The organism is Streptomyces sp. NPDC002795 (assembly GCF_042888725.1).
Lineage (GTDB): Bacteria > Actinomycetota > Actinomycetes > Streptomycetales > Streptomycetaceae > Streptomyces.
Window position 1 is genome coordinate 234,444 of sequence record NZ_JBIAQB010000009.1, and the last position, 21,480, is coordinate 255,923.

Consider the following 21,480-nt stretch of genomic DNA (forward strand, 5'->3'; position numbering starts at 1 on the left):
GCGAGAGGCCTTCGACGTGGCAGCACCGCAGAACTACCTCGCAGTCATCAAAGTCATCGGTGTCGGCGGCGGTGGTGTCAATGCCATCAACCGGATGATCGAGGTCGGTCTCAAGGGCGTCGAGTTCATCGCCATCAACACCGATGCGCAAGCCCTGTTGATGAGCGACGCGGACGTCAAGCTCGACGTCGGCCGTGAACTCACCCGCGGACTCGGCGCCGGAGCCAATCCGGGCGTCGGCCGCAAGGCGGCCGAGGATCACCGCGAGGAGATCGAGGAGGTCCTCAAGGGGGCCGACATGGTCTTCGTCACCGCCGGTGAAGGTGGCGGCACCGGCACCGGCGGCGCACCCGTCGTGGCCAACATCGCGCGCTCGCTCGGCGCCCTCACGATCGGTGTGGTCACACGGCCGTTCACCTTCGAGGGCCGGCGCCGGGCCAACCAGGCGGAGGACGGCATCGCCGAGCTCCGCGAAGAGGTCGACACCCTCATCGTCATCCCGAACGACCGGCTCCTGTCCATCTCGGACCGGCAGGTCTCCGTCCTCGACGCCTTCAAGTCGGCGGACCAGGTCCTGCTCTCCGGTGTCCAGGGCATCACCGACCTCATCACCACCCCGGGTCTCATCAACCTCGACTTCGCGGACGTGAAGTCCGTGATGTCCGAGGCGGGTTCGGCCCTGATGGGCATCGGCTCCGCCCGTGGCGACGACCGCGCGGTGGCCGCGGCCGAGATGGCGATCTCCTCGCCGCTCCTCGAGGCGTCCATCGACGGCGCCCGCGGCGTGCTGCTCTCCATCTCCGGCGGCTCGGACCTCGGTCTCTTCGAGATCAACGAGGCCGCGCAGCTGGTCAGCGAGGCGGCCCACCCCGAGGCGAACATCATCTTCGGTGCCGTCATCGACGACGCGCTCGGCGACGAGGTGCGGGTCACCGTCATCGCCGCGGGCTTCGACGGCGGGCAGCCGCCGAACAAGCGGGACAACGTGGTCGGTTCGTCGACCGCCAAGCGCGAGGAGTCGACGCCGGCGCGGCCTTCGACGCCGGCCCCCGAGCCCTCGCGTCCGTCCTTCGGCAACCTCGGCAGCGTCACCCAGCGCGAGGAGTCCCAGCCGCAGACGCCGACCCCGCCGGCCGAGGCTCCCGCCCCGGTGAACGAGGCGCCGGTGGCCCCGCCCGCCCCGCCGCAGGTTCCGCGGCCGTCCTACCCGGACAGTCAGGCCGAGGAGCTCGACGTGCCGGACTTCCTCAAGTGATCACGTGTTTCTGAACGTGACGGTGGAGCAGGTCGGATCACCGCGGTGACAGGACAACAGCACACAGTGTCTTCCGAGAGTGGCGCGCACTTCGCCTTCACCGACCGGTGGGGCGGGGTGAGCGCCGCTCCGTACGAGGAGCTCAATCTCGGTGGCGCTGTCGGCGACGACTCCGAAGCCGTGCTGCGCAACCGGGAGCTGGCCGCTCAGGCGCTCGGTCTCGACGCCTCCCGTGTCGTGTGGATGAACCAGGTGCACGGCCCCGACGTGACGGTGGTGGACGGGCCCTGGCCCGCCGATACCGACATTCCGTGCGTGGACGCCCTCGTCACCATGCGGCGCGGACTCGCGCTCGCCGTGCTCACGGCGGACTGCACCCCCGTTCTCCTCGCCGACCCGGTCGCCGGGATCGTCGCCGCCGCGCACGCGGGACGCCCCGGCATGGTCGCCGGAGTGGTGCCGGCCGCGGTCGGGGCGATGGTGGAGCGGGGCGCCGAGCCGTCCCGGATCATCGCCCGTACGGGGCCCGCGGTCTGCGGGCGCTGCTACGAGGTCCCGGCCGCGATGCGGGCCGAGGTCGCGGCGGTGGAACCGGCGGCGTACGCCGAGACCAGCTGGGGCACTCCGGCCGTCGATGTGACCGCCGGTGTCCACGCCCAGCTGGAGCGGCTCGGGGTGCGTGACCGGGAGCGGTCGACGGTGTGCACACTTGAGTCGCACGATCACTTCTCGTACCGCCGCGACAAGGCCACCGGCCGACTCGCCGGCTATGTCTGGCTGGACTGAGACGACATGACGAACCTTCAGGAACGTACGGCGGAGCTCGCCGCGAACCTGGCCACGGTGGAGGAACGTATCACCGCGGCCTGCGCGGCGGCCGGGCGCAAGAGGGACGACGTGACCCTCATCGTGGTCACGAAGACCTACCCCGCGAGCGATGTGCGGATCCTGTCCGGACTCGGCGTGCGGCACGTGGCGGAGAACCGGGACCAGGATGCGGCGCCCAAGGCCGCGGAATGCTCGGATCTGCCGCTTACTTGGCACTTTGTCGGCCAGCTTCAGACCAACAAGGTCCGTTCCGTGGCGAGTTATGCCGATCTGGTGCAGTCCATCGACCGGGACAAGCTCGTCACGGCGCTCTCCAAGGAAGCCGTGCGGGTCGAGCGTGAACTGGGTTGTCTGATCCAGGTCGCGCTCGACGCCGATGTGAACGGCCGGGGCGAGCGCGGGGGCGTCGGCCCCGGCGGAGTCGAGGAGTTGGCCGCTCGCGTGGCCGAGGCTCCGGGGCTGCGGCTCGACGGGCTGATGACCGTCGCGCCGCTCACCGGGGCCTACGCGGGGCGGCAACAGGCGGCGTTCGAGCGGCTCATGGATTTGTCGACTGCCGTGCGCGCGGCCCATCCGGCTGCGAACATGGTCTCGGCAGGGATGAGTTCGGACCTTGAGCAGGCTGTGGCGGCCGGAGCGACACATGTGCGCGTCGGTACCGCGGTCCTGGGTGTCCGACCCCGGCTCGGGTAACGTCGCGAAGAAGTCGGACCACAGCAGAAAATATGGTCATTCTCGCTGATGGGCGGGGAGGCCACGTGGATCGCGGGCACTTTGGTTGACGTCAGCCGATCCACCACAGAGCGGAGGACTCAGAGAATGGCCGGCGCGATGCGCAAGATGGCGGTCTACCTCGGCCTCGTGGAGGACGATGGGTACGACGGCCGGGGGTTCGACCCCGATGACGACTTCGAGCCCGAACTCGACCCGGAGCCCGAGCGTGACCGTCGACGGCACGAGCCGTCGCATCAGTCACACAACTCCCACGGTGGGACGGATGTGGAGGAATCGGTCAGAGTGGTGCAGCCCCCGGCTCAGCGTGAGCCGGTGCGCCAACCCGCTTCGCTTCCCGCTGAATCCGGACGTCCGGCGCGAATCGCCCCCGTGGCATCCATCACACCTGAACGTCAAAGCCTGGAGAAGAACGCACCGGTGATCATGCCCAAGGTCGTGTCCGAGCGGGAGCCCTACCGCATCACCACATTGCACCCCCGGACCTACAACGAGGCCCGTACCATCGGGGAACACTTCCGTGAGGGCACTCCGGTGATCATGAATCTGACGGAGATGGACGACATCGATGCGAAGCGACTTGTCGACTTTGCGGCCGGTCTTGTGTTCGGTCTTCACGGGAGCATCGAGCGAGTGACACAGAAGGTGTTCCTGTTGTCGCCTGCTAACGTCGATGTCACGGCGGAGGACAAGGCCCGTATCGCAGAGGGCGGGTTCTTCAACCAGAGCTGAGACGCAGCAAAGTTCGACGGCTAGCTACCAACTAGTCACAAGGCACGAGACACAGGGGAGAGGGAACCGCCGACATGGGCGTGTTTTTTGATGTGGTCTACATCGCGCTGATGTGCTTCCTCATCGTGCTGATCTTCCGGCTGGTCATGGACTACGTCTTCCAGTTCGCCCGCTCGTGGCAACCCGGCAAGGCGATGGTGGTCGTTCTGGAGGCCACCTACACTGTCACTGATCCACCGCTCAAGCTTCTGCGGCGGTTCATTCCGCCGCTGCGTCTCGGGGGCGTGGCGCTCGACCTGTCCTTCTTCGTACTGATGATCATCGTCTACATCCTGATTGCTCTCGTGGGCTAGAGGTGAGCGCGATGTCAACTACGGTCTTGCCGAATGCCGACGACAACGTTGAGGTGAAGAGATGCCGTTGACCCCCGAGGACGTGCGGAACAAGCAGTTCACGACCGTCCGCCTCCGAGAAGGCTATGACGAGGACGAGGTCGATGCCTTCCTCGATGAGGTCGAAGCCGAACTGACCCGTCTCCTACGTGAGAACGAGGACCTGCGGGCGAAACTTGCCGCAGCCACCCGTGCCGCTGCCCAGAACCAGCAGCAGGGCGGCATGCGCAAGGGCCCCGGCGGGCCTGGTGGCCCCGGTGGACCTGGCGGTCCCGGTGGACCCGAGGGTCCGCAGGACCAGCAGGGCCAGCAGCAGGGCCCCCCGCAGGGCATGCGAGGCCCGGGCGCCCCGGTGCCCGCGGGTATATCGGGCCCGCCGCAGCAGCAGATGGGCGGCCCCATGGGTGGCCCGCCCCAGCTGCCGAGCGGTGCTCCGCAACTGCCGGCCGGCCCCGGCGGACATGGTCCGCAGGGTGGCCCGCAGCAGGGTCCCGGCCCGATGGGTCAGGGGCCGATGGGCCAGCAGCCGCAGCTGGGTGGCCCGATGGGCGGCCCCATGGGCGGCCACGGTGGCCCGCAGATGCCGCAGCCCGGTCAGGGCCCCGGTGGCGACAGCGCCGCCCGTGTCCTCTCGCTGGCCCAGCAGACCGCCGACCAGGCGATCGCCGAGGCCCGCTCCGAGGCGAACAAGATCGTCGGCGAGGCGCGCAGCCGTGCCGAGGGTCTTGAGCGTGACGCCCGTGCCAAGGCCGATGCCCTGGAGCGGGACGCGCAGGAGAAGCACCGCGTGGCGATGGGCTCCCTGGAGTCCGCCCGCGCCACGCTGGAGCGCAAGGTCGAGGACCTGCGCGGCTTCGAGCGCGAGTACCGCACGCGTCTGAAGTCGTACCTGGAGTCGCAGCTGCGCCAGTTGGAGACCCAGGCCGACGACTCGCTGGCCCCGCCGCGTACCCCCGCGACCGCGAGCCTGCCGCCGTCCCCGGCGCCTTCCATGGCTCCGGCCGGTGCGGGTGCGCCGTCCTACGGTGGCAACCAGCCGATGGGTGGCAACCAGCAGAACGGCGGTCCGTCGTACGGCGGCGGCCAGCAGCAGATGTCGCCCGCGATGACGCAGCCGATGGCTCCGGTGCGGCCGCAGGGTCCGTCGCCGATGGGGCAGGCGCCTTCGCCGATGCGTGGGTTCCTCATCGACGAGGACGACAACTGAGCGGCGCGTTTGCTTGTAGCGCCAGGTAGTAGCTAGGCGTCGGCATTCATTCAGGCCTTGGCCCGGATCGTTTCTGCGATCCGGGCCAAGGTCTTTTCGCTGGCCGCTGGGGGTGGGCGTTCTGGTGTACGTAGGGGGTACGAAACGCCGAAGGGCCGGTTGACCAGAAACGTTTCTGGTCAACCGGCCCTTCGGTCGTGGATCGGGCTTGATAGACCCGGTTACGCCTTGCGGAGGTGGAAGGTCAGGCTCAGGCCCTCGTCCGTGAAGGCGGAGCCGTACGTGTCGTCGGGCTCGGCCTGGGTGAAGTCCGTGGCGAGGACCTCGTCGGCGATCAGACCCGCGTGCTCGAACAGGGCCGAGATCACCGCCGGATCCGTGGACGTCCAGCGCAGGGCGATCCGGTCCGCCACGTCCAGGCCGCTGTTCTTGCGGGCCTCCTGGATCAGACGGATCGCGTCACGGGCCAGACCCGCCTGCCGCAGCTCCTCCGTGAGTTCCAGGTCGAGCGCCACCGTGGCGCCGGAGTCCGAGGCCACGGACCAGCCCTCGCGGGGCGTCTCCGTGATGATGACCTCATCCGGGGCGAGGTCGATCTTCTCGCCGTCGACCTCCACCGAGGCGTTGCCCTCGCGCAGGGCCAGGGACAGCGCAGCGGCGTCCGCGTTCGCGACCGCCTTCGCCACGTCCTGGACGCGCTTGCCGAACCGCTTGCCGAGCGCCCGGAAGTTCGCCTTGGCGGTGGTGTCCACCAGGCTGCCGCCGACGTCCGAGAGCGAGGCCAGGGAGGAGACGTTCAACTCCTCCGTGATCTGGGCCTGGAGCTCGGGGGAGAGGCCGGCGAAGCCCGTCGCCGCGACCAGCGCGCGCGAGAGCGGCTGGCGGGTCTTGACCCCCGACTCCGCGCGCGTGGCGCGACCGAGCTCCACGAGACGGCGGACCAGCGCCATCTGCGTCGACAGCTGCGGGTCGATCGCCGCGCGGTCGGCCTCGGGCCACGAGGACAGGTGCACCGACTCCGGGGCGTCCGGGGTGACCGGCACGACCAGGTCCTGCCACACGCGCTCCGCGATGAACGGCGTGAGCGGCGCCATCAGCTGAGTGATCGTCACCACCACGTCGTGCAGGGTGCGCAGCGCGGCCTTGTCGCCCTGCCAGAAGCGGCGGCGCGAGCGACGCACGTACCAGTTGGAGAGGTCGTCGACGAAGGCCGAGAGCAGCTTGCCGGCGCGCTGGGTGTCGTACGCCTCAAGAGCTGTGGTGACCTCGTCGGTGAGCTGGTGCAGCTCGGACAGCAGCCAGCGGTCGAGCACCGTGCGGTCGGCCGGGGCCGGGTCCGCCTCGCTCGGCGCCCACTGGGACGTACGCGCGTACAGGGCCTGGAAGGCGACCGTGTTCCAGTACGTGAGGAGCGTCTTGCGGACGACCTCTTGGATGGTGCCGTGGCCGACGCGGCGGGCCGCCCACGGGGAGCCGCCGGCCGCCATGAACCAGCGCACCGCGTCCGCGCCGTGCCGGTCCATCAGCGGGATCGGGTCCAGCGTGTTGCCCAGGTGCTTGGACATCTTGCGGCCGTCCTCGGCGAGGATGTGGCCGAGGCAGACCACGTTCTCGTAGGACGACTTGTCGAAGACCAGGGTGCCGATCGCCATGAGGGTGTAGAACCACCCGCGCGTCTGGTCGATGGCCTCGGAGATGAACTGCGCCGGGTAGCGGGACTCGAAGAGTTCCTTGTTCTTGTACGGGTAGCCCCACTGCGCGAACGGCATGGAACCCGAGTCGTACCAGGCGTCGATGACCTCGGGCACGCGCACCGCTTCGAGGGAGCAGCCCTCGTGGGTGCACGTGAAGGTGACGTCGTCGATGTACGGGCGGTGCGGGTCGAGGGACGACTGGTCCGTGCCGGTCAGCTCGCCCAGCTCCGTGCGGGAGCCGACGCAGGTGAGGTGGTTCTCCTCACAGCGCCAGATCGGCAGCGGGGTGCCCCAGTAGCGGTTGCGGGAGAGCGCCCAGTCGATGTTGTTCTGCAGCCAGTCGCCGAAGCGGCCGTTCTTGACCGTCTCCGGGAACCAGTTGGTCTTCTCGTTCTCCTGGAGGAGGCGGTCCTTGATGGCCGTGGTGCGGATGTACCAGGACGGCTGCGCGTAGTAGAGCAGCGCCGTGTGGCAGCGCCAGCAGTGCGGGTAGCTGTGCTCGTACGGGATGTGCTTGAAGAGCAGGCCGCGGTCCTGGAGGTCCTCGGTCAGCTGTTCGTCGGCCTTCTTAAAGAAGACGCCGCCTACGAGGGGCACCTCGGGGGAGAAGGTGCCGTCGGGCAGCACCGGGTTCACGACCGGCAGGCCGTACGCGCGGCAGACCTTGAGGTCGTCCTCACCGAAGGCGGGGGACTGGTGGACGAGGCCGGTGCCGTCCTCCGTAGTGACGTAGTCGGCGTTGACGACATAGTGCGCCTCGGCCGGGAACTCGACGAGCTCGAACGGGCGTTGGTACTTCCAGCGCTCCATCTCCGCGCCGGTGAAGGACTCGCCGGTGGTCTCCCAGCCCTCGCCGAGCGCCTTCTCGACGAGCGGCTCGGCGACGACCAGGTTCTCCTCGCCGTTGGTCGCGACCACGTAGGTCACGTCCGGGTGCGCGGCGACGGCCGTGTTGGACACCAGGGTCCACGGGGTCGTCGTCCAGATGAGGAGTGAGGCGCGGCCCGCCAGCGGACCGGAGGTGAGGGGGAGTCGGACATAGACCGAGGGATCCACGACCGTCTCGTAGCCCTGGGCCAGCTCATGGTCGGAGAGGCCGGTGCCGCAGCGCGGGCACCAGGGGGCGACGCGGTGGTCCTGCACCAGGAGGCCCTTGTTGAAGATCTCCTTCAGCGACCACCAGACCGAGTCGACGTACTCCGGGTTCATCGTCCGGTACGCGTCCTCGAGGTCGACCCAGTAACCCATGCGGGTCGTCAGGTCGGAGAAGGCGTCGGTGTGCCGGGTCACGGACTCGCGGCACTTGGCGTTGAACTCGGCGATGCCGTACGCCTCGATGTCCTTCTTGCCGCTGAAGCCGAGCTCCTTCTCGACCGCCAGCTCCACCGGGAGGCCGTGACAGTCCCAGCCCGCCTTACGGGCCACGTGGTAGCCGCGCATCGTGCGGAACCGGGGGAACACGTCCTTGAAGACGCGGGCCTCGATGTGGTGGGCGCCCGGCATGCCGTTGGCCGTGGGCGGGCCCTCGTAGAACACCCACTCGGGGCGGCCCTCGGACTGCTCCAGGGTCTTGGCGAAGATCTTCTGCTCGTCCCAGAAGTCGAGCACAGCGTGCTCAAGGGCGGGCAGGTCGACCTGGGCGGGCACCTGGCGGTACTGCGTCATCAGTCTTCCTCCGGCGGATCTGCCTTCTTCCGTCGGAGGGACGAGAGGCTGCTGCGCCGTGTGCGGCGCGCTCCCGCGGTACCACCCTCCTTGGCCCGCCGGGGCGTGGTGCGCTCCGGTGAGCCCCCTCATTGGGGTCGCGATGCCGGGTCTACTGGCCGCTGGCTGTGCGCTGCGGCGTTCTTCCGGCGGCTCCGGGGTGATCTTCGCGTCGCGCTCGCCGCCGGGCTTCCACCGTCCCCGGTTCGCTCTTGGCTGCGTACGCCGCTACTCGGCCCCATCCACGCTTCTCGCTGCGCCCAGTGTACGGCGCCCGGGAGAGAGCGGCCGACCGGTTTTCGCGGGGGCCCGGCGGGCGGGGTGCGGGTGCGTCCGGTGACCCGAATGGCCATACGCCGGCTGTCCGATCCTGACCGGTCACCGGGCGGGCCGGGGGCGGACGGGGGAGCGGCGGATTACCAAGCGGGGAGCTGGGCACAACGCTTGCAGGTTCGTCGCGGGTCGGTCACAAGACCGTCGCGCGGAGCCGGGTCCTGTGGTGCGCCCCGTTGCCGCGGGCCTGGAGTCGATTTATCGTCCCAGCACGATTCGCGAGCAAGATCACAAATTGTGAAGGGGCCGCGACCATGGTGGCGAAGAAGACCGCCGATCAGCAGCCGGAGTCCGGAAGAACCACGGGCGCGGCGGCCTCCGGCGATGCCGGGAAGGACGCGGCCGGAGCGAAGGCGTCGACGACGCCTGAGCCGAAGCAGACACCCACCGGCAAGAAGAAGTCGACCGCCGCGTCGCACACGACGGCCCGCAAGCAGACGAGTGCGAAGGCCGCGTCCACGAAGGCGGCACCGGAGAAGGCCACGACCAAGAAGGCGGCGCCGGCGAAGAGCGCGACCAAGAGCACGACCAAGAAGACGGCTGCGGGCAAGGCAGCTACGGGCAAGACGGCTGCGGGCAAGGCGGCGGCCGGAGCCGCGGACGCCAAGAAGTCCGCGCCCAAGAAGAAGACCGCGGCCAAGCCGACCGCAGCCGTGAAGGCGGAGGGCAAGGCCCCGGGCGCGAAGAAGACGGTCGCCCCCGCGGCCGAGGACGCGGCCGAGGCCGCGAAGACGACGGGAGCCACGACAGTGGTTGCGAAGAAGACTCAGGGCACGGCCACGGCGACCAAGAAGCCGGGCGCGGTCCCCAAGGCGCGCGGCACCGCCGAACCCGGTGAGCTGGCCGTCCGCCCCGGCGAGGATCCCTGGACCCCGGAGGAGGCCGAGGAGGCGCGCACCGAGCTGCAGACCGAGGTGCTGCGGCTCGGGAGCGAGATCGCCGCCGCCGAGGAGGGGCTCGCGGGGCTGATGCGCGACTCCGGGGACGGGGCCGGCGACGACGACGCGGACACCGGCACCAAGAACATCACCCGCGAGCACGAGATGTCGCTCGCGGCCAACGCGCGGGAGATGCTGCTCCAGACCGAACGGGCCCTGGAGCGCCTGGACGCGGGGACGTACGGGCTCTGCGAGAACTGCGGGAACCCCATCGGGAAGGCGCGCATGCAGGCGTTCCCGCGCGCGACCCTGTGCGTCGAGTGCAAGCAGAAGCAGGAGCGCCGGTACTGAAGCTGTCGCCGCGCCCGCGCAAGGGCCCCGGCCCATGGGGGCGCGGCCCCGCGTGCCGTACTCTCGTCCTCAGTCAGGCACTAGGTTGAGGGACTCACGTGGCAGAGGCGGAGCGCATCATCGGTACGCCGGATTCCCCGGACGCGGGGGCAGCCGAGCCGGAGCGGCCCGACGAGGTCGACGAGCAGGTCCAGGACCGGCCCAGGGGCAGGCGGCGGATCGCCGCGCTGTTCATCGTGGCCGCGCTCGCGTACGTCCTGGACCTGGGCAGCAAGCTGATCGTGGTGGCGAAGCTGGAGCACCGCGACGCCGTCCATATCATCGGTGACTGGCTGCAGCTCGAGGTGATCAGGAACCCGGGCGCGGCCTGGGGCATCGGCGAGGCCTTCACGATCATCTTCACCATGATCGCGGCCGCCGTGATCGTCGTGATCGCCCGGCTCGCCCGGAAGCTCTACAGCACGCCCTGGGCGATCGCCCTCGGTCTGCTGCTCGGCGGGGCGCTCGGCAACCTCACGGACCGGATCTTCCGGGCGCCGGGTGTCTTCGAGGGCGCGGTGGTGGACTTCATCGCGCCGAAGAACTACCCGGTGTTCAACCTCGCCGACTCGGCGATCGTGTGCGGAGGCATCCTGATCGTGGTGCTGTCCTTCCGCGGCATCGACCCCGACGGGTCGGTCCACAAGGACTGAGGCGCGGGGCCCTAGGCGCACGAAGGCCGAGGTCACAGGGCTCGTGTGCGGGACTGTCGGTGGGCTCCTGCATACTCGATGGGTGAGCACGATTCCCGAGGTCCGCACCCTGCCCGTTCCCGACGGCCTGGAAGGCGAGCGCGTAGACGCCGCCATCTCGCGCATGTTTGGTTTTTCCCGCACCAAGGCCGCCGAGCTTGCCGCCGCCGGAAAGGTCGCGGTGGACGGCTCGGTCGTGGGCAAGTCCGAGCGGGTGCACGGCGGCGCCTGGATGGAAGTGGAGATGCCGCAGGCAGCCGCTCCCGTGCAGATCGTCGCCGAGCCCGTCGAGGGCATGGAGATCGTGCACGATGACGACGACATCGTCGTGATCATGAAGCCCGTGGGGGTCGCCGCCCACCCCAGCCCCGGCTGGACCGGGACGACCGTGATCGGTGGCCTCGCGGCCGCCGGGTACCGGATCTCGACGTCGGGCGCCGCCGAGCGCCAGGGCATCGTGCACCGGCTCGACGTGGGCACGTCCGGACTGATGGCCGTCGCCAAGTCGGAGCGGGCGTACACGTCGCTGAAGCGCCAGTTCAAGGAGCGCGTCCCGGACAAGCGGTACCACGCGCTGGTGCAGGGTCACCCCGACCCCATGAGCGGCACCATCGACGCCCCGATCGGGCGCCACCCGAACCACGACTACAAGTGGGCCGTGACCGCCGAGGGCAAGCCGTCCGTCACGCACTACGACCTCATCGAGGCCTTCCGTGCCGCCTCGCTCCTCGACATCAAGCTGGAGACGGGGCGCACCCACCAGATCCGCGTCCACATGTCGGCGCACCGGCACCCGTGCGTGGGCGACCTGACGTACGGCGCGGACCCCACGCTCGCGAAGCGGCTCGGTCTCACGCGGCAGTGGCTGCACGCGGTGCGGCTCGGTTTCGAGCACCCGGCGGACGGCCAGTGGGTCGAGTTCGAGAGCTCCTACCCGGACGATCTGCAGACGGCCCTGGACAGGGTCAGGGCGGAGAGCGCATGAGCACCCCCCGTCCCGCGTACGTGACCCGCGTCGCCGAGGACGAAGCGGACCGGCAGGCCTGTTTCGCCGTCCGCAAGGAGGTCTTCGTCGTCGAACAGCGCGTGCCCGAGGACATCGAGTACGACGCGTACGACGCCGGGGCCGTGCATGTCCTCGCCGTCCGGCAGGACGGGGAGCCGCTCGGCACCGGTCGGCTGCTGATGGGCGAGGCCGCCGCCGTGAAGAACGGCGGGGCGCGGGACGTCGGCGCTCTCGGGCGGCTCGCCGTGACGAAGGCCGCGCGTGGCCTCGGTGTCGGCGCCGCGCTGGTGCGGGCCATCGAGGACGCGGCCCGCGCGCGTGGGCTCGCCGCCGTGGACCTGCACGCGCAGACGCACGCGCTGGGGTTCTACGAGCGCCTGGGGTACGTCGCGTACGGGCCCGAGTTCCTCGACGCCGGCATCGACCACCGTGCGATGCGCAAGACGCTCGGCTAGGCAGCGGCGGTATCGGCGGTATCCCTGTGTCGCGGACTTGCGGCCTTGCGGCGTCGGGGCCCCGGGACCCAAAAAGACCGGTTTGATCTGAAGCGCGTGGCACTCTTGAGGCCGGAACGCACATGATCGTCGAGTCTGGTCGGAGTCCCCGGTGGATCAATTGGCCCTGCTGTTCGTGCTGTTGCTCGGGGCCGTGCTGACCGTCCCGCTCGGTGACCGGCTCGGCCTGCCCTCCCCGGTCCTGATGACCCTGCTCGGCATCGCTCTCGCGCTGATCCAGGCGGTGCCGAACGTCGACATCAACCCGGATCTGATCCTTCCGCTCGTGCTGCCACCGCTGCTCTACGCGGCCGTGCACCGCACGTCCTGGCGCCAGTTCGCCGCCAATAAACGGCCGATCTTCCTGCTCGCCGTCGCCCTGGTCTTCGTCACCACGGCCGCGGTCGCCTTCGTCGCCGACGCCATCGTGCCGGGCCTGCCGGTCGCCGCGGCCGTCGCGCTCGGCGCGCTGGTGGCGCCGCCCGACCCGGTCGCCGCGACCGCCGTCGCGGGCCAACTCGGCCTGCCCCGGCGCATGGTGTCGATCCTGGAGGGCGAGGGTCTGTTCAACGATGTGACCGCGATCGTGCTCTACCACGTCGCGATCGCCGCCGCGGTCAGTGGCACCTTCTCGGTGCCGCACGCCGCGCTGGAACTCGTCCTGTCCGCGGTCGTCGCCATCGCCGTCGGCTGGGCGCTCGGCTGGATCGCGAACAAGATCATCGGCTATCTCGGCGATGCCACGCTCCAGATCGGCCTCACGCTCCTGATCCCCTACGCCTCGTACGTACTCGCCGAGGAGCTCAAGGGCTCGGGCGTGCTCGCGGTCCTGACCACGGCCATGTTCCTGGCCGAGCACGCCTTCGACGCCGACGACGTGCTCACAAGGCTCACCGGGCGGGCCTTCTGGGACGTCGTGGACACCCTCGTCACGGGCGTCGCGTTCGGCCTCATCGGCCTGGAGGTGCACAACGTCGTCAGGACCGCGGAGGGCCGCTGGGGCGAGATGCTCGGCTGGGCGGGCGCGGTCGTCGGTGTCGTCATCGTCGTACGGCTGTTGTGGCTGTTGCCGATGACGTGGGTGACACGGCGGATGCACGTGCGGCGCGATGTCGACGAGGACATCCCGGTGAGCTGGCGCGAGACGGTCGTCATGTGGTGGGCCGGAATGCGCGGCGTGGCCTCGGTGGCCCTGGCCCTCGCCATCCCGCTGACCATGGACGACGGTTCGCCCTTCCCGGACCGGGACGAGATCGTCTTCCTCGCGTTCGGGGTGATCATGGCGACCCTGGTGCTGCAGGGCCTGAGCCTGCCGTGGCTGGTGCGCAAGCTCGGGGTGCGCAGCGACGACACCGCCGAGCGGGAGTTCGAGCGGCAGCTCGCGGTGCGGGCCGCGAAGGCGGCGAAGCGGCGGCTCAAGGAGATCGAGGAGGTCGAGGAGCTGCCGGAGGAGGTACAGGAGCAGATGCTGCGCCGCGCGTTCGACATCGGCCTGCGCATCAACCCGGAGATCGGCGCGGACGAGCGGCGCGAGAAGCAGACCAAGCGGGACGCCCGGATCAAGCGGATCCGCCGGATCCAGGCGGAGATGATGTCGGCGGCCCGGCACGAGGTCCTCGCGGCCCGCAGCGAAGCGGGCTCCGACCCGGAGGTGGTCGACCGGGTGCTCAGGAAGCTGGATGTGCGCAGTTTGCGCTAGAGATCGGGCTGGGGGCCGTGTGGCGAGGCCTGTCGTTTGGATCAGGCCGGATCAGGGAGCGGGGCAGTGGGGCCTCCCCTGCTCGACCGACGACAACGCCGCGAGCGTGCGTGCCAGACCCCGCGAGTTCGGCATGATCCAAACGGCAGGCCTTAGGCTCGTGCGTATGGCACGCAACGTGATAATCACCGGCGGCGGTACGGGAATCGGGCTCGCGGCGGCCAAGGCCTTCGCCGCGGAAGGGGATCGGGTGCTGCTGGTCGGGCGGCGGATCGAGGTCCTGGAGAAGGCCGGTGTGTCCGGCGCCCTGAGGTACCCGGCCGACCTCAGCACGGTCGAAGGGGCGCGTGGAGCCGCCGGCTTCGCGCTCGAGGCGTTCGACGGCACGGTCGACGTGATGGTGCACAGCGCCGGCGGGCTCGGCGGCCGGCTGCTCCCGGCTCCGGAAGGGGCCGATCCGCTCGAAGCCGTCGCCCACGACTGGAACGCCAACTTCCGGATCAATACGCTCACTTCGGTCCTGCTCACCGAGGCGCTGCGCGAGCACGTCGCCTCGCCGGGCGGCCGGATCGTGTTCGTGTCCTCCATCGCGGCGCTGCGCGGCTCGGGCCAGGGCTCCTACGGCGCGTCCAAGGCGGCCCTGCACCCGTACACGTACGACCTCGCCAAGGCCCTCGGCCCGCGCGGCATCACCGTGAACACCGTCGCGCCCGGCTACATCGAGGACACCGACTTCTTCGGGCCCTCGATGCCCGAGGCGGAGTACCGGCGCCGGGTCGACGCCATCCCGACCGGCCGCGCCGGGACGCCCGACGACATCGCGGCCACCGTGCTGTGGCTGGCGTCGCCGGGCGGCGGCCATGTCAGCGGACAGATCGTCCAGGTCAACGGCGGGGAGGTCCTGGGGCGTTAGACGGGCCCTAGCCCCGGCCCGTCCGGGGCGCGCGGCCGTTGCGGGTGAGGACGTGGTCCGGCAGGGAGTCCGTGTCGTCCGGGGCGAGACGGGCCGTCGCCGTGTTGATCCGCGGCAGCGCGTACGGGTGCTGATCGGTCAGCCAGCGCACGAGCTGCTCGCGGACGGTGACCCGCACCGTCCAGATGTCGTCCGCGTCCTTGGCGGTGACCAGGGCGCGGACCTGCAGCGTGCTGGGCGTCGTGTCGGTGACGGCGAGACCCCAGTCGCGGCCGTCCCAGGCGGCGCACTCGCGCAGGATGTCGTGCAGCTTCTCGCGCATCTCGGGCACGGGCGCGCTGTGGTCGAGGTGGAGGAAGACGGTGCCGGTCATCTGCGCGCCGCCGCGCGACCAGTTCTCGAACGGCTTCGACGTGAAGTACGAGACCGGCATGGTGATGCGGCGCTCGTCCCAGGTGCGTACGGCGAGGAAGGTGAGGGTGATCTCCTCGACCGTGCCCCACTCGCCGTCCACGACCACGGTGTCCCCGATCCGCACCATGTCTCCGAACGCGATCTGCAGGCCCGCGAAGAGGTTGCCGAGCGTGGACTGCGCGGCGACACCGGCGACGATGCCGAGGATGCCCGCCGAGGCGAGCAGCGAGGCCCCGGCCGCTCTGAAGGCGGGGAACGTCAGGAGCATCGCCGCCACCGCGACCACGCCGACGACCGCGATGACGACGCGCTGGATCAGGGTGACCTGGGTGCGCACGCGGCGGACCCGCGCCGGATCGCGCTGAGCGGTGGCGTAGCGGGCGTAGGACGACTCGACGACGGCGGAGGAGATCCGGACGGCGAGCCAGGCGGTGGCGCCGATCAGAACCAGATTGAGCGTTTCTCCAATGGCACCGTCGTTCTCGTCCGTGAGGCCCGCCTGGTCGTACGAGCCTCTCAGCAGCGCCGCGCAGAGCACGAGCTGGAGCGGCAGCCGGCAGCGGCGCAGCAGTCCCCACAACGGCGTCTCGTGGTGGCGCTGGTCGGTGCGGAGCAGTACCCGGTCGACCGCCCACCCCACCAACAGCGTGAGCACGACCGAGCCACCAATGACGATCAGTGGACGCAGTACGTTCTCCATGCCACGACGGTAACCGGGATCGGGCGCGCCCAACCTGTGGGGGCCCTGGCACCATGGAGCCCATGAACATCATGCTTTTCCATTCGGCGTTCGGTCCGCGGCCCGCCGTAGAGGCCGCGGCCGACCGGCTGCGGGCCGCCGGACACGAGGTGTGGACCCCTGATCTCTTCGAGGGCCGCACCTTCGACACCGTCGAGGAGGGCATGGCCTTCAAGGACGAGATCGGCAAGGACGAGCTGCTCAAGCGCGCCGTCCTCGCGGCCGCGCCCTACTCCGACCGCGGTCTCGTCTACGCCGGGTTCTCCTTCGGCGCCGCGACCGCGCAGACCCTCGCCCTCGGCGACGACAAGGCGAAGGGGCTGCTGCTCCTGCACGGCACGTCCGACATCGCGGAGGGCGTCGCCGTGGACGAGCTCCCGGTCCAGCTGCACGTCGCGGAGCCCGACCCGTTCGAGACGGACGACTGGCTGACCGCCTGGTACCTGCAGATGGGGCGCGCGGGGGCCGATGTGGAGGTCTACCGGTACGCCGGGGCAGGTCACCTCTACACCGACCCCGATCTGCCGGACTACGACGAGGAGGCCGCCGAGGCCACCTGGCGGGTGGCGCTCGGCTTCCTCGAGAGCCTTTAGGCCACCGGGGAGTCCGCCCGCTCGACCTTCTGCGTGCCGGTGAGGGTGCGGTACGAGCGCTGCCAGGCCGACGTCGCGCTCCGGTCCGCGCGGTCGGAGATCACGTAGAAGTCCATCTGCGTCCGCTCGGCCGTGACGTCCAGGACGCCGTATCCGTGGCGGTCCATGTCCAGCCAGCGCACGTGCCGGTTGGCCGCCTTGACGGCGCCCTCGGCGACCGTGGAGAGCGTGTCCGGGGCGACGTGCAGGATGTCGTCCAGGTTGTCGGAGGTCACGGACGTGACCACGAACTCCGTCGCGGCGGAGGGGGAGAGCGGGTACGTCGCCGCCTTGACCGGCACGTCGTTGGCCCACGCCATGTGGATGTCGCCGGTCAGGAAGACGGTGTCGCGGACGGCGTGCTCGCGCAGGTGGGAGATGAGTTCGGCGCGGTCGTGCGTGTAGCCGTCCCACTGGTCGACGTTGACCGCCAGGCCTTCCCTCGGAAGGCCGAGCAACTCGGCCAGCGGGCCCGCGATGTGGGCGGGCAGCGAACCGAAGGCGACCGGCGAGATCATCACCGAGGTGCCGACCAGCTTCCAGCGCGCGGCCGACGCGGTGAGACCGGCCTTCAGCCAGTCGAGCTGGGCGCGGCCGGTGATCGTACGGTCCGGGGAGTCCACCGCTCCGTTGCCGACGCTCGACTGCTCGGAGCGGAACGAGCGCAGGTCGAGCAGGTGGAGGTCGGCCAGCTTGCCGAAGCGCAGGCGGCGGAAGACCGTGCCGGCGGTGGAGGGGCGGACCGGCATCCACTCGAAGTAGGCCTGCTTCGCGGCCTGTTGGCGTGCCTGCCAGCCGCCCTCGGTGTCCGGCGTGTGGTTCTCCGCGCCGCCCGACCAGGCGTCGTTGGCGAATTCGTGGTCGTCCCAGATCGCGATCAGCGGGTGCGCGGCCTGCATCGCCTGGACGTCGGCGTCGGTCTTGGTCTGGCCGTGCCGGGTGCGGTAGTCGGCGAGCGAGACGATCTCGTGGACCGGCCGGTGCTCGCGGACGGTGTACTCGGCGGTCGGGTACTCGCCGGTCTTGTACTCGTAGAGGTAGTCGCCGAGGTGCAGGACCGCGTCCAGGTCGCTGCGGGCGGCCAGGTGCCGGTACGAGGAGTAGAAGCCGGCCTCCCAGTTGGCGCAGGAGACGACGCCGAAGCGCAGGCCGTCGGGGGACGCGTCGATGGCGGGGGTGGTGCGGGTGCGGCCCACGGGGGAGCGGGTGGCGTCCGCGGCCCCGTCTACGTCCGCGGCCCCGTCCACGGAGAAGCGGAAGTAATAGGCGGTCGCCGGGCGCAAGCCCCTTACATCGGCCTTGACCGTGTGGTCGGAGGCGGCGCTCGCGGTCACGGTTCCCCGGCCGACGACCTGACGGAACGCCTTGTCCTCGGCTATCTCCCAGCTCACCCGCACGTCGGGGCCCTTGCCCGAGCCGGGCACCGCGTCGGCGTTCGGCGTCACGCGCGTCCACAGCAGGACCCCGTCGGGCAGCGGATCGCCGGACGCGACGCCGTGCAGGAAGGCGGGCGCCCCGGCGGCGTGGGCGGGGGTCGTGGCGGCGAACGGCGCGGCGAGCGCGGCACCCGCGGCCGCGGCCTTGACGACCGTACGGCGGGTCGGGGCGTTTTCATGGAATCGACTGGTCACAGCCGGTCAGACTACTGACTGGTAGATACAAAGAACGGGCGAACCCGAAAGGTTCGCCCGTTCTTCGTCTGTGCTTGGACCAGCGTCAGCCCTTGAGGGCCTTCTCCGTCGCGGTCTTGTACTCGGCCACCGTCATCGGAGCGTTCTGGCCGTCCGAACCGGTCAGCTTCTTGCCGTCCACGACCAGGCTCGGGGTGCCGGTGACCTCGTCCTTGTTCGTGTCGAACGACTTGGACATCTTCATGGCCCAGTCGTCGTACGTACCGTCCGTGACGGCCTTCTGGAACGCCTTGTTGCCCTTGAGCGAGTCCACGCTGTCGGCGATCTTGATCAGGTAGTCGTCGTCCGCGAGCTTGTCCTCGTTCTCCTCGGGGTGGAACTTCGCCGAGTAGAGCGCCGTCTTGAAGTCGAGGAAGGCGTCCTGGCTCACGTCGAGGGCCGCGCCGAGCGCGCTCAGCGCGTTCTTCGAGCCCTCGCCGTTGGTGCCGACGTCGCCCTTGGCCGAGTCGTCGCCGTCGAGGAACGTGCCGCCGACGTACTGGAGCTTGAACTTGCCGGCCTCTACGTCCTTGTGGAGCTCCGGGCCGACCGTCTGCTCGAACGTGGCGCAGACCGGGCAGCGCGAGTCCTCGTAGACCTTCAGGGTCTTCTTGGCGTCGGCCTTGCCGATGACGACGGTCGTGCCGTCCTTGCCGGAGGTGTTCTTGGGCGCCTTCACGGCGGAGGACTTGGCGTCCATCGCCGTCTCCCAGTGGGAGGGCTTGTTGGCCTGCATCACCGCGTAGCCGACGCCGCCGGCTATCGCCAGGACCGCGACGATGGAGACGCCGACGATCGCCTGCCGCTTCGTCTTGTCCCGCTTGGCCTGGCGCTCGCGTTCGGCGCGCAGCCGCTCACGGGCCGCGGACTTCGCCTGCTGGGTGTTGCGCTTGCTCATGATCGTGCTCCGTAGGTCAGTGACATGCGTAGGGGGGGGCTGCCGTGCCGGAGCCCGAGCCGGACGGTGGCTCAGGCGGCCGGGCACGGCGGCCCGCGCCGTCCTACGGAGTGCACCCACAGCCGGGTGCGGGAGGCCGGTACGCGCGTGGCGGGGCGCGGCAGACGCACACCCGGCTCGCGCCGGACGGTGACCGCGGCGAACGCGATGAGCAGCGGCCGGAACGCGAAGGCGGCCACCGCGCGCAGCAGTTGGGCCAGGGCCTGCTCACCGCGGCGCAGCCAGGCGGCCGCGAGCAGGCCGACGGCGACGTGCGCGCCCAGGAGCAGCCAGGAGGCCGCCGGGTCGGTGTGCGCGAAGAGCGCGGCGGCCCGCTCCGTGCCGCCGCCCGTCATCCGGGCCAGCGGGGTGCCGACGTTCCCGGCACACAGCACGTCGAAGCCGAACTGGCGCAGCGGGCCCGCGACGGGGCCGCCCGCCCGGCCGTAACAGACGTGCTGGCCGGTCGTGAAGACCGTGTCAGCGGCCAGTTCCAGCGGGACGAGCAGGGCCGCGATCCGGCCGAAGCCGCGCTCACGTCCCGCCAGCGCGTAGGCGATCACGAAGACGGCCGCGGCGATCGCCGCGATCGTCGTGAGCGGCAGCGGAGCCCGGGACAGCAGCACGTGCGACGCGACGGACAGCGTCACGACGCATGCCGTGAACAGCGCCGCGCGCGTCACTCGTAGCTGGGTCCCGGATATGTCGTCCATCGCGGCAGAGTGTGCCATGGCTTCCTGTAAACGATGCCTAAAGGGGGCTCCTTCACAGCACCTTTCACAGGCCCGGGATCCGGCCGTTGCGGAACAGGTCCACGAAGATCTGGTGGTCGCGGCGCGCGCGTGCCCCGTAGGTGTGCGCGAAGTCGACCAGCAGGGGCGCGAAGCCCTCCTCGTCGGCCGCGATCGCCGCGTCGATGGCGCGCTCCGTGGAGAACGGCACCAGCGACTCGCCGGACTGGTCGTCCGCCGCCGCGTGCATCGTCGCCGTGGCCCGGCCGAGGTCGGCGACGACCGCCGCGATCTCCTCCGGGTCGTCGATGTCGCCCCAGTCCAGGTCCACCGCGTACGGCGAGACCTCGGCGACCAGCTGCCCCGCCCCGTCGAGCTCCGTCCAGCCCAGCCACGGGTCGGCGTGCGCCTGGAGGGCGCGCTGCGAGATGACCGTGCGGTGGCCCTCGTGCTGGAAGTAGCCGCGGACCGCCGGGTCGGTGATGTGCCGCGAGACGGCCGGGGTCTGGGCCTGCTTCATGTAGATCACGACATCGTTCTCCAGGGCGTCGCTGTTGCCCTCAAGCAGGATGTTGTACGACGGGAGGCCCGCGGAGCCGATACCGATGCCGCGGCGCCCGACCACGTCCTTCACCCGGTACGAGTCGGGGCGGGAGAGGGAGGCCTCCGGCAGGGTCTCCAGGTACCCGTCGAACGCAGCGAGCACCTTGTAACGCGTCGCCGCGTCCAGCTCGATGCTGCCGCCGCCCTCCGCGAAGCGGCGCTCGAATTCGCGGATCTCCGTCATGGACTCCAGCAGGCTGAAACGGGTCAGCGAGCGGGCGTCGCGCAGCGCCTCCAGGAGCGGGCCGTCCGCCGTGTCCAGCGTGAAGGGCGGCACCTCGTCGCTCTTCGCGCCGGTCGCCAGCGCGTGGATGCGCTCGCGGTAGGCCGCAGCGTACGTCCGCACGAGGTCCGTGATCTGCTCGTCGCTCAGCGCCTTGGAGTAGCCGACCAGCGCCACGGAGGCGGCGAAGCGCTTGAGGTCCCAGGTGAAGGGGCCCACGTACGCCTCGTCGAAATCGTTCACATTGAAGATCAGCCGGCCCGTGGAGTCCATGTACGTGCCGAAGTTCTCCGCGTGCAGGTCGCCGTGGATCCACACCCGGCTGGTGCGATCGTCCAGGTAGGGCCCGCCGTGCTGCTCGCGCTCCACGTCCCCGTAGAACAGGCAGGCCGTGCCCCGGTAGAACGCGAAGGCGGAGGCCGCCATCTTGCGGAACTTGACCCGGAACGCCGCGGGATCCGCGGCGAGGAGCTCGCCGAACGCGGTGTCGAACACGGAGAGGATCTGCTCGCCGCGCTGCTCAGCGGTGGGCTGCGGTTCCGACATCGCTGGGTGCCTCCTGGTGCGGGATGGTCCGGTGCG

19 protein-coding genes are annotated in these 21,480 nt (G+C 70.2%); 13 read left to right on the top strand and 6 right to left on the bottom strand.

The window, feature by feature from the left end:
* The first annotated feature begins 16 nt into the window (after positions 1 to 16).
* The 6 genes from ftsZ to ACFYWS_RS27320 all read left to right on the top strand — a co-directional run bounded on the left by ftsZ (position 17) and on the right by ACFYWS_RS27320 (position 5,146).
* On the top strand, positions 17 to 1,255 hold the full coding sequence (ftsZ, locus tag ACFYWS_RS27295; RefSeq protein ID WP_389280760.1) for a cell division protein FtsZ: 1,239 nt from the start codon (positions 17 to 19) through the stop codon (positions 1,253 to 1,255).
* Between the two features lie 45 nt (positions 1,256 to 1,300).
* Positions 1,301 to 2,041, top strand: a complete 741-nt coding sequence (gene pgeF / locus ACFYWS_RS27300; RefSeq protein ID WP_389280761.1) for a peptidoglycan editing factor PgeF — start codon at positions 1,301 to 1,303, stop codon at positions 2,039 to 2,041.
* Positions 2,042 to 2,047: 6 nt separating this feature from the next.
* Positions 2,048 to 2,776: a YggS family pyridoxal phosphate-dependent enzyme gene (locus ACFYWS_RS27305; RefSeq protein ID WP_389280762.1), complete on the top strand. Its 729-nt coding sequence runs from the start codon at positions 2,048 to 2,050 to the stop codon at positions 2,774 to 2,776.
* A 126-nt stretch (positions 2,777 to 2,902) separates the two neighbouring features.
* Positions 2,903 to 3,547 carry a cell division protein SepF gene (locus tag ACFYWS_RS27310; protein WP_389280763.1) on the top strand — a complete coding sequence of 215 codons (645 nt, stop codon included), beginning with the start codon at positions 2,903 to 2,905 and terminating at the stop codon, positions 3,545 to 3,547.
* Between the two features lie 74 nt (positions 3,548 to 3,621).
* Positions 3,622 to 3,900, top strand: a complete 279-nt coding sequence (locus tag ACFYWS_RS27315) for a YggT family protein (RefSeq protein WP_389280765.1) — start codon at positions 3,622 to 3,624, stop codon at positions 3,898 to 3,900.
* Positions 3,901 to 3,961: 61 nt separating this feature from the next.
* On the top strand, positions 3,962 to 5,146 hold the full coding sequence (locus ACFYWS_RS27320; protein WP_389280766.1) for a DivIVA domain-containing protein: 1,185 nt from the start codon (positions 3,962 to 3,964) through the stop codon (positions 5,144 to 5,146).
* Between the two features lie 221 nt (positions 5,147 to 5,367).
* Here ACFYWS_RS27320 and ileS read toward each other — a convergent pair whose 3' ends face one another.
* Entirely contained in the window at positions 5,368 to 8,505 is a 3,138-nt protein-coding gene (gene ileS / locus ACFYWS_RS27325) for an isoleucine--tRNA ligase (RefSeq protein WP_389280767.1), read from the bottom strand.
* A 626-nt stretch (positions 8,506 to 9,131) separates the two neighbouring features.
* Between ileS and ACFYWS_RS27330 the strand changes: the two genes are divergently transcribed.
* From ACFYWS_RS27330 to ACFYWS_RS27355, 6 genes are all read left to right on the top strand, one after another.
* Positions 9,132 to 10,106 (top strand): TraR/DksA C4-type zinc finger protein, encoded by a 975-nt coding sequence (locus tag ACFYWS_RS27330; RefSeq protein WP_389280769.1) that lies wholly within the window; start codon positions 9,132 to 9,134, stop codon positions 10,104 to 10,106.
* Between the two features lie 98 nt (positions 10,107 to 10,204).
* Entirely contained in the window at positions 10,205 to 10,798 is a 594-nt protein-coding gene (gene lspA, locus ACFYWS_RS27335; protein ID WP_389280770.1) for a signal peptidase II, read from the top strand.
* An 82-nt stretch (positions 10,799 to 10,880) separates the two neighbouring features.
* Positions 10,881 to 11,822 carry an RluA family pseudouridine synthase gene (locus ACFYWS_RS27340; RefSeq protein WP_389280772.1) on the top strand — a complete coding sequence of 314 codons (942 nt, stop codon included), beginning with the start codon at positions 10,881 to 10,883 and terminating at the stop codon, positions 11,820 to 11,822.
* On the top strand, positions 11,819 to 12,298 hold the full coding sequence (locus tag ACFYWS_RS27345) for a GNAT family N-acetyltransferase (protein ID WP_389280774.1): 480 nt from the start codon (positions 11,819 to 11,821) through the stop codon (positions 12,296 to 12,298). Before ACFYWS_RS27340 ends, ACFYWS_RS27345 begins: the two co-directional genes overlap by 4 nt.
* A 151-nt stretch (positions 12,299 to 12,449) precedes the next feature.
* Positions 12,450 to 14,036: a Na+/H+ antiporter gene (locus ACFYWS_RS27350; RefSeq protein ID WP_389280775.1), complete on the top strand. Its 1,587-nt coding sequence runs from the start codon at positions 12,450 to 12,452 to the stop codon at positions 14,034 to 14,036.
* Positions 14,037 to 14,202: 166 nt separating this feature from the next.
* Positions 14,203 to 14,949 (top strand): SDR family NAD(P)-dependent oxidoreductase, encoded by a 747-nt coding sequence (locus ACFYWS_RS27355; RefSeq protein ID WP_389280776.1) that lies wholly within the window; start codon positions 14,203 to 14,205, stop codon positions 14,947 to 14,949.
* 7 nt (positions 14,950 to 14,956) lie between these two features.
* On the opposite strand, the gene ACFYWS_RS27360 is transcribed toward ACFYWS_RS27355, so the two are convergent.
* Positions 14,957 to 16,063, bottom strand: a complete 1,107-nt coding sequence (locus ACFYWS_RS27360) for a mechanosensitive ion channel family protein (RefSeq protein ID WP_389280778.1) — start codon at positions 16,061 to 16,063, stop codon at positions 14,957 to 14,959.
* A gap of 62 nt (positions 16,064 to 16,125) precedes the next feature.
* On the opposite strand from ACFYWS_RS27360, the gene ACFYWS_RS27365 reads away from it, so the two are divergent.
* Positions 16,126 to 16,695 carry a dienelactone hydrolase family protein gene (locus tag ACFYWS_RS27365; protein WP_389280780.1) on the top strand — a complete coding sequence of 190 codons (570 nt, stop codon included), beginning with the start codon at positions 16,126 to 16,128 and terminating at the stop codon, positions 16,693 to 16,695.
* Here the strand turns inward: ACFYWS_RS27365 and ACFYWS_RS27370 are convergent.
* From ACFYWS_RS27370 to ACFYWS_RS27385, 4 genes are all read right to left on the bottom strand, one after another.
* Positions 16,692 to 18,365: an alkaline phosphatase D family protein gene (locus ACFYWS_RS27370; protein WP_389280782.1), complete on the bottom strand. Its 1,674-nt coding sequence runs from the start codon at positions 18,363 to 18,365 to the stop codon at positions 16,692 to 16,694. The two genes, ACFYWS_RS27365 and ACFYWS_RS27370, sit on opposite strands and share 4 nt — an antisense overlap.
* Before the next feature lie 85 nt (positions 18,366 to 18,450).
* Positions 18,451 to 19,302, bottom strand: coding sequence for a thioredoxin domain-containing protein (locus tag ACFYWS_RS27375; protein ID WP_389280783.1), 852 nt, complete (start codon positions 19,300 to 19,302; stop codon positions 18,451 to 18,453).
* A gap of 71 nt (positions 19,303 to 19,373) precedes the next feature.
* Positions 19,374 to 20,054 carry a hypothetical protein gene (locus tag ACFYWS_RS27380; RefSeq protein WP_389280785.1) on the bottom strand — a complete coding sequence of 227 codons (681 nt, stop codon included), beginning with the start codon at positions 20,052 to 20,054 and terminating at the stop codon, positions 19,374 to 19,376.
* A gap of 64 nt (positions 20,055 to 20,118) precedes the next feature.
* On the bottom strand, positions 20,119 to 21,444 hold the full coding sequence (locus ACFYWS_RS27385) for a DUF2252 domain-containing protein (protein WP_389280787.1): 1,326 nt from the start codon (positions 21,442 to 21,444) through the stop codon (positions 20,119 to 20,121).
* Between the last annotated feature and the right edge of the window lie 36 nt (positions 21,445 to 21,480).

Bases quoted from the DNA above. Each gene is read 5' to 3' on its own strand.
- ACFYWS_RS27305 (WP_389280762.1), top strand. From the start codon at position 2,048: ATGACGAACCTTCAGGAACGTACGGCGGAGCTCGCCGCGAACCTGGCC.
- ACFYWS_RS27310 (WP_389280763.1), top strand. From the start codon at position 2,903: ATGGCCGGCGCGATGCGCAAGATGGCGGTCTACCTCGGCCTCGTGGAG.
- ACFYWS_RS27315 (WP_389280765.1), top strand. From the start codon at position 3,622: ATGGGCGTGTTTTTTGATGTGGTCTACATCGCGCTGATGTGCTTCCTC.
- ACFYWS_RS27320 (WP_389280766.1), top strand. From the start codon at position 3,962: ATGCCGTTGACCCCCGAGGACGTGCGGAACAAGCAGTTCACGACCGTC.
- ileS (WP_389280767.1), bottom strand. From the start codon at position 8,505: ATGACGCAGTACCGCCAGGTGCCCGCCCAGGTCGACCTGCCCGCCCTT.
- ACFYWS_RS27330 (WP_389280769.1), top strand. From the start codon at position 9,132: ATGGTGGCGAAGAAGACCGCCGATCAGCAGCCGGAGTCCGGAAGAACC.
- ACFYWS_RS27345 (WP_389280774.1), top strand. From the start codon at position 11,819: ATGAGCACCCCCCGTCCCGCGTACGTGACCCGCGTCGCCGAGGACGAA.
- ACFYWS_RS27355 (WP_389280776.1), top strand. From the start codon at position 14,203: ATGGCACGCAACGTGATAATCACCGGCGGCGGTACGGGAATCGGGCTC.
- ACFYWS_RS27360 (WP_389280778.1), bottom strand. From the start codon at position 16,063: ATGGAGAACGTACTGCGTCCACTGATCGTCATTGGTGGCTCGGTCGTG.
- ACFYWS_RS27365 (WP_389280780.1), top strand. From the start codon at position 16,126: ATGAACATCATGCTTTTCCATTCGGCGTTCGGTCCGCGGCCCGCCGTA.
- ACFYWS_RS27375 (WP_389280783.1), bottom strand. From the start codon at position 19,302: ATGAGCAAGCGCAACACCCAGCAGGCGAAGTCCGCGGCCCGTGAGCGG.
- ACFYWS_RS27380 (WP_389280785.1), bottom strand. From the start codon at position 20,054: ATGGACGACATATCCGGGACCCAGCTACGAGTGACGCGCGCGGCGCTG.
- ACFYWS_RS27385 (WP_389280787.1), bottom strand. From the start codon at position 21,444: ATGTCGGAACCGCAGCCCACCGCTGAGCAGCGCGGCGAGCAGATCCTC.